The organism is Saccharomonospora sp. CUA-673 (assembly GCF_001942305.1).
Taxonomy (GTDB): Bacteria; Actinomycetota; Actinomycetes; order Mycobacteriales; family Pseudonocardiaceae; genus Prauserella.
This window is the reverse complement of the sequence record NZ_MKKE01000071.1, coordinates 1-5,534: the sequence shown is the minus strand read 5'-3', so window position 1 is coordinate 5,534 and position 5,534 is coordinate 1. Positions and strand designations below refer to the sequence as shown.

8 protein-coding genes and 1 pseudogene are annotated in these 5,534 nt (G+C 70.4%); 6 read left to right on the top strand and 3 right to left on the bottom strand.

The features are described 5' to 3' along the window. The 3 genes and pseudogenes from BJF85_RS23500 to merA all read right to left on the bottom strand — a co-directional run. Window positions 1-123, bottom strand: a pseudogene (locus BJF85_RS23500) (Tn3 family transposase); the annotation flags it as partial. 69 nt (window positions 124-192) lie between these two features. After that, window positions 193-837 carry an organomercurial lyase MerB gene (gene merB, locus BJF85_RS23495; protein ID WP_075850076.1) on the bottom strand — a complete coding sequence of 215 codons (645 nt, stop codon included), beginning with the start codon at window positions 835-837 and terminating at the stop codon, window positions 193-195. A 31-nt stretch (window positions 838-868) separates the two neighbouring features. After that, the gene (gene merA, locus BJF85_RS23490) at window positions 869-2,281 is read right to left on the bottom strand and encodes a mercury(II) reductase (protein WP_075850075.1); all 1,413 of its coding nucleotides are present in this window, start codon (window positions 2,279-2,281) and stop codon (window positions 869-871) included. Between the two features lie 126 nt (window positions 2,282-2,407). On the opposite strand from merA, the gene BJF85_RS23485 reads away from it, so the two are divergent. The 6 genes from BJF85_RS23485 to BJF85_RS23460 all read left to right on the top strand — a co-directional run bounded on the left by BJF85_RS23485 (window position 2,408) and on the right by BJF85_RS23460 (window position 5,371). Continuing rightward, window positions 2,408-2,797: a helix-turn-helix transcriptional regulator gene (locus BJF85_RS23485; protein ID WP_075850074.1), complete on the top strand. Its 390-nt coding sequence runs from the start codon at window positions 2,408-2,410 to the stop codon at window positions 2,795-2,797. Then, on the top strand, window positions 2,794-3,150 hold the full coding sequence (locus BJF85_RS23480; RefSeq protein ID WP_255375873.1) for a hypothetical protein: 357 nt from the start codon (window positions 2,794-2,796) through the stop codon (window positions 3,148-3,150). The genes BJF85_RS23485 and BJF85_RS23480 overlap by 4 nt, the downstream gene beginning before the upstream one ends. Then, entirely contained in the window at window positions 3,147-3,503 is a 357-nt protein-coding gene (locus tag BJF85_RS23475) for a hypothetical protein (protein WP_075850073.1), read from the top strand. The genes BJF85_RS23480 and BJF85_RS23475 overlap by 4 nt, the downstream gene beginning before the upstream one ends. Before the next feature lie 88 nt (window positions 3,504-3,591). Next, entirely contained in the window at window positions 3,592-3,879 is a 288-nt protein-coding gene (locus BJF85_RS23470; RefSeq protein WP_075850072.1) for a hypothetical protein, read from the top strand. Window positions 3,880-4,148: 269 nt separating this feature from the next. Continuing rightward, window positions 4,149-4,484 carry a hypothetical protein gene (locus BJF85_RS23465; RefSeq protein WP_075850071.1) on the top strand — a complete coding sequence of 112 codons (336 nt, stop codon included), beginning with the start codon at window positions 4,149-4,151 and terminating at the stop codon, window positions 4,482-4,484. After that, window positions 4,481-5,371 carry a cytochrome c biogenesis CcdA family protein gene (locus BJF85_RS23460; RefSeq protein ID WP_083666643.1) on the top strand — a complete coding sequence of 297 codons (891 nt, stop codon included), beginning with the start codon at window positions 4,481-4,483 and terminating at the stop codon, window positions 5,369-5,371. Before BJF85_RS23465 ends, BJF85_RS23460 begins: the two co-directional genes overlap by 4 nt. Window positions 5,372-5,534: the final 163 nt, after the last annotated feature.

Here is a 5,534-nt window from a genome sequence, read left to right as displayed (position 1 = left end):
CTCGTCGGCCAGATACCGCAGCGCGTAGATCGTGCGCTGCAGCTTGCCGTACTCGACCAGGGCCTGGGCCAGGGCGGAGCGCCGCGAGGAGGCGTGCAGTTTGGATACCACCAGCGAGGCGGTGGCGTGGCCGTGTGGCCAGCGGCAGGCCTGACGTCGGAGTCAGACCTGCCGCATTGGGTGTGCGGTCTTCTAGCAGCAGTCGGGGGTGTCGGTGCTCCTGTGCTGCTCGGCGAGCTGGTGGCCGAGGGTGAAGGCCTCGGCCACGGGAAGCACGGTGGCGCCGGGATGCTCGGCCAGCCACGGTTGGGCGGCCTCAGGCGAGGCGAAGAAGTGCACCTGGTCGCAGAAGTCTGAGCGTACCGACGTGCACTGTCCGGGGGTGACGATCGAGACGACGGCGTCGGCCGGTTCGACGTCGACGACCTTGTCCGGCTCGACGGTCAGCCGCACCGGGGTTGTGGTGGTGTGGCAGGGCGATTCCACTTCGGCGGGCCGGTCGAGCACGGCCGGGAACAGCAGTGTGTCCAGCGCGCACCACGTGTACAGCTGCTGGCCGTCGACGGTGAAGCGGTGCGGGGTGGCGCGTTGGGTGAGGCCGTAGCCGACGAGACGGCCGTGTTCGTCGTATTCGGCATCCGGCAGCGCGGCCAGGGCGTGGCGTACCTCGTCGGTGCTGTGGCCTGTGGCTGTGGCGAGCTCGTCGGCGGTGACGGGGTGGCCGCGGGCCAGGAGTCGCAGCAGTGGTGGCCACAGCCACGCCATGCCGCCCTCGGTGAGGGCGGAGCTCACTGTGTCGCTGAGCCGCTCGGCCAGGGGATGCTGTTCGGTGGTCATCACGCGGTCCTTCCTGGGGTGGTTGAGCGGGTCAGGCGGCGCAGCAGGACAGTTTGGACACGTCGCGGGTGAAGGTCTGCGCGGCGAGTTTGAGAGCTTCGGCCATGGTCAAATAGGGGCACCACAGCTCGCCCATGTCGTGCACGGTCATCTGGTTGTGCAGGGCATACACGGCGGTGGCGATGACGTCACCGGCACCGGCGGCCAACACGTGCGCACCCAGCAGCCGCCCGGACTCGGCCTCGGCGACGAGTTTGACCAGCCCGCGGGTGTCGCGGTTGACCAGCGCCCGCGGCACGTGCTCCAGCGCGAGCACGCGGCACTCGCACTCGTAGCCGGCCCGCTCGGCTTCGCCCTCGGTCATCCCGGCAGCGGCAATGCTGGGGGTCGTGAAGGTCACCCGCGGCAGATGGTGATAGTCCAGCCTGCGTCCGGCGTCGTGGAAGGCATTGTCGACGACCACGGCGCCGTGCGCGCCGGCGACGTAGACGAACTGCGGATGCCCGGTCACATCCCCAGCGGCCCAGATGCGGGGATGGTCCGTGCGCAGCTGTTCGTCGACCCGCACGTGGCCCCGACTGTCCAGTTTCACCCCGAGTTGTTCCAGCCCGAGCTCGTCGGTGACCGCACGACGCCCGGTGGCCACCAGCAGCTGCTCGGTACGGACGTCACGGGTGCTTCCGTCGCTACTGTCGACCGTGGCCACCACATGACCGCCGTCGCGGCGCACCGTGCGCACCTGGGCGTGGGTGTGGGTGGTGATGCCCTCCTCGGCGAAGACCTGATCGATACTGTCGGAGATCTCGGGTTCCTCGGCCGAGGCCAACTGCGAGCGGGCGACGACGGTGACCTCGGTGCCCAGGCGGGCGAACAATTGGGCCTGCTCCAGGCCGACGTAGCCGCCGCCGAGCACCAACATCGATTCCGGCAGCGCGTCCAGTTCCATCGCCGTGGTCGAGGTCAGATAGTCCACCTCGTCGAGCCCATCGATCGGCGGTGCCCACGGGATCGATCCGGTGGCCACGAGGTAATGCTCGGCCTCGATCCGCCGCGCCCCGCCGTCGGCCAGCTCGACCTGCAGGGCCGGGCCGTCGACGAAGCTCGCCTGGCCGCTGATGATCTCCCAGCCGTACTCGGCGGCCAGGCCGGTGTACTTCTCGGCCTGCATGTCGGCGACCAGGCTGTCTTTGCCGGCGATGAGCTCGCCGAAGGCCACCTCGTCGGCGCTGGCCCGAATGCCGGGGAAGTGCTCGGCCGACAGAGCGACGTGGCGTGCCTCGGCGGCGGCCAGCAACGCCTTCGACGGCACACACCCGGTGTTCACACACGTGCCGCCAATGCTGCCGCGCTCGACCATCACCACCGAGCGATCGTCCCGTCGGGCCGCGATCGCGGCCGCGAAGGCTGCCCCGCCGGAGCCGATGATCGCCAGATCGAAAGCCATGGTTGCTCGCCCTTCCTCGGAGGTGGTGGGTACTGCCCACCCGTCGTTGTATCCGCATGAGCGGATGTATGCTGGCATCATCGTATCCCCATATCCGGATATGTGCTCGACGGTGGGAGGAGATCCATGACCAGCACCGCACATCCCGACCCCGGCACACCGCTGCTGTCCGACGACGGGCAGCAGGTGGGCACGGTGGCGAAGTTCTTCCGCGCCCTGGGTGATCCCACCCGGCTGCGGCTACTGGAGTTCCTGCTCGACGGCGAGCACTCCGTCAGTGACTGCGTGGCCCACGTCGGGCTCGCCCAGGGGCGGGTGTCGACGCATCTGGCGTGTCTGGCCGACTGCGGCTACGTGCAGGCGCGCCGCGAGGGCCGCTGGTGCTACTACCGCGTCACCGACCCGCGGGTGGCCGAACTCGTGGTGCTGGCCCGCTCGTTGGCCGCCGACAACTGCACGGCCCTGGCCACCTGCGAGCGCATCGACGGACCGCACCCCACACGGACAGGGACGTGATCAGCGATGAGCAATTCGGACACACGGGGCCTGCTCGCCGGACTCGGCATCGGCGCAGCTTGATCCTGTGCTGCGCGGGCCCGGTGTTGATCGCGGCCGGAGCCCTCGGCGCCCTGGCCGGGATCTTCTCCAGCCCGTGGCTGTGGGCCGCCGCCGGTGTGGCCCTGGTGAGCGCAGTGGCGCTCACCGCGGCCCGCAAGCGATCAGCCACCCACAGCCCCCAGGACGGCTCCTCGTCGCCGTCGCAGCGTGACGACTGCTGCCCACCCCCAGACCGGCACCACGACGAGAGTGCCCCGTCCCCGCAGCAGCGGCCCGACAACGAGCCCACGCGCAGGAGGTTTCCCCGGTGACCACGACACCCACCACGTCGCTCGAGGACCCCGACCCGACATCATCGACACGCGAAGCCTTCCTGACGCTGCTCGCCCTGGCCGCCGCCGGGGTGTCCCCGCTGGTGATCGTGGCCGCCTCGAGTGGACTGGCCCCGATGCCGGTGCTGTTCAGCGTCGTCGCCCTGCCCGGCATGGCCATCGTGACCGGAGTGCTGCTCCACGCCCGCGCCACCGGCATGGCGCGGCTGTCACGGCGGCTGTGGCTGGGCATCCTCGCTGGGATACTGCTGACCCTGGCGCTGGATGCGGTGCGCGTGGCCGGGGTGCACCTGGGGTATCTGCCGGACTCAGTGACGATGTTCGCAACCTGATCACCGCCGCACCGCCCATGTCCGAGCCACCCCGGTCAGCTACACGCTCGGCGCCGCCTATCACCTGTTCAACGGCATCGGCTTCGGCGTGGTCTACTCGATCCTGTTCGGTCGCACCCGCTGGTGGGGCGCGATGCTGTTCTCGGTGGCCGTCGTCGAAGTCGCCATGATGACCCTGCCGCCCATGGCCCCGAAATTCGGCCCCTTCGGGCTGGAGAAGTTCGACACGCTGCTCAACGGCTACTTCCTCGACACCCTGCTCGCCCACGCCGCCATGGGCCTCGCCCTCGGCGTGATCATGCAGCACTTCGCCCGCCACCGCGGCATCCTCCTCGCCCCACGAGCCCGCAGCCAGCCTGCGACCACCGCAGATTGATGTCGACGTCCCTGATCCTGCTTGGTCGTCGCGAAAGGACAGAGTGATGAGCCCCGCTGTACTCGGACATGGCCCGCGTCACCGTCGCCGTGCCGGGCCAGCACTGGCGCTGGCCCTGCTCGTCGCGCTCGGTGCGGCCGGCTGCGGCAATAGCCCCGCCACTCAGCAGTCCGCGGCGGCGCCGCCGGCCAACAACAGCCTGTCACCGGTCACCCCGGCACGGTCACCACCCTGGACGGCGGACAACTCACCATCCCCAGCCGGGTCGGGTGACGGTGGCCTACTTCTTCGCCCCCGGCTGCTCCACCTGCGTGCCCGCGACCAAACAGCTCGCCCAAGCACAACAACAGACTGGGCAGCAGGCGCGGTTCGTGGCGCTGAACCTCATCCCCGAGGTTCCCACCAGCTCCCTACGGAGCTTCCTGCGCTCGGCCGGCAATCCCCAGGTGCCCGTCGTCGCCAACGGGGTGCCGCTGGCGCAGGCGCAGCAGGTCACGGCCCTGGGCACCACCGTCGTCTACGGACCCGACGGGCAGGAGATCTTCCGCGGCGTTGATGCCGGCACCGACGCCATCACCACCGCCATCCAGAAGGCTCGCTCATGATCGCGCTGCTGGCCATGGCCTTCGGCGCCGGGCTGATCTCGCCGGTCAACCCCTGCGGGTTCGCGCTGCTGCCCGCCATGCTGGGCACCGTGGCCGACCCCGGCCAAAGCTCGACCGGGCGCACCAGCGTGGCGGCCCGGCTCGGCACCGGCCTGGCCTCGGGGCTCATGATCACGGCCGGGTTCACCGGCACCCTCACCGTCGCGGGACTCGCCCTGGCCGCGGGCCTGCGCGCGATCACCGGGCTCGCGCCGTGGTTCGCCATCGCCGTCGGCGTCCTGCTCGCCGTGGCAGGCCTGGCGATGCTCACCGGACGGCACCTGCCGCTGCGCCTGACCAACCGGGTGCAGCCGCGCCAGGGCGGCGGCCGGTGGGGCCTGGTCGCCTTCGGCGTCGGCTACGGCATCGCCTCCCTGTCTTGCACCGTGGCCGTGCTGCTGGCCGTCGTCAGCCAAGCCCTCGCCACGACCAACCCGGCAGGCATGCTCGCCGTGTTCGCCGCCTACGCCACCGGCGCCGCCACCCTGCTGGTGGCACTATCCGTCTCGGCCGCCTTCGCCAGCAGCCTGGCCACCCGCTGGGTACGCCGGCTGCTGCCGCACATGCACCGCATCACCGCCGTCCTGTTGATCCTCAGCGGCGCCTACCTGCTCGCCTACTGGATCCCTGTCACCACCGGCGGCCAACCCCCCACGGCCCTGAGCCTGGGCCCGCTGGCCAGCACCGCCACCACCTGGATCAGCAGCCACCAAACCCTCGTCGTCCTCCTGGCCCTGGCCGTGCTGATCCTGGCTACGATCATCGCCACTCTGGGATCCCGACGACGGCCCGCGTCCTCGGGCGAGCACGCGCCCACCAACCGGCCGAGACAGGACACCCAGCGCTGACACGCCCGAGGCCGCGGTCGGCGCCGTGCTGCGTCAGCCCTCTGCCTCGACGGTGCGCAACGGTCGGTAGCCGGTGCGGGCGTACTCGGCCTCGACGGGGAATTCGTAGGTCCCGTATGGATTGATGTGTTCCATGAGCGCCGGGGAGATGTGGGCCAGCAGG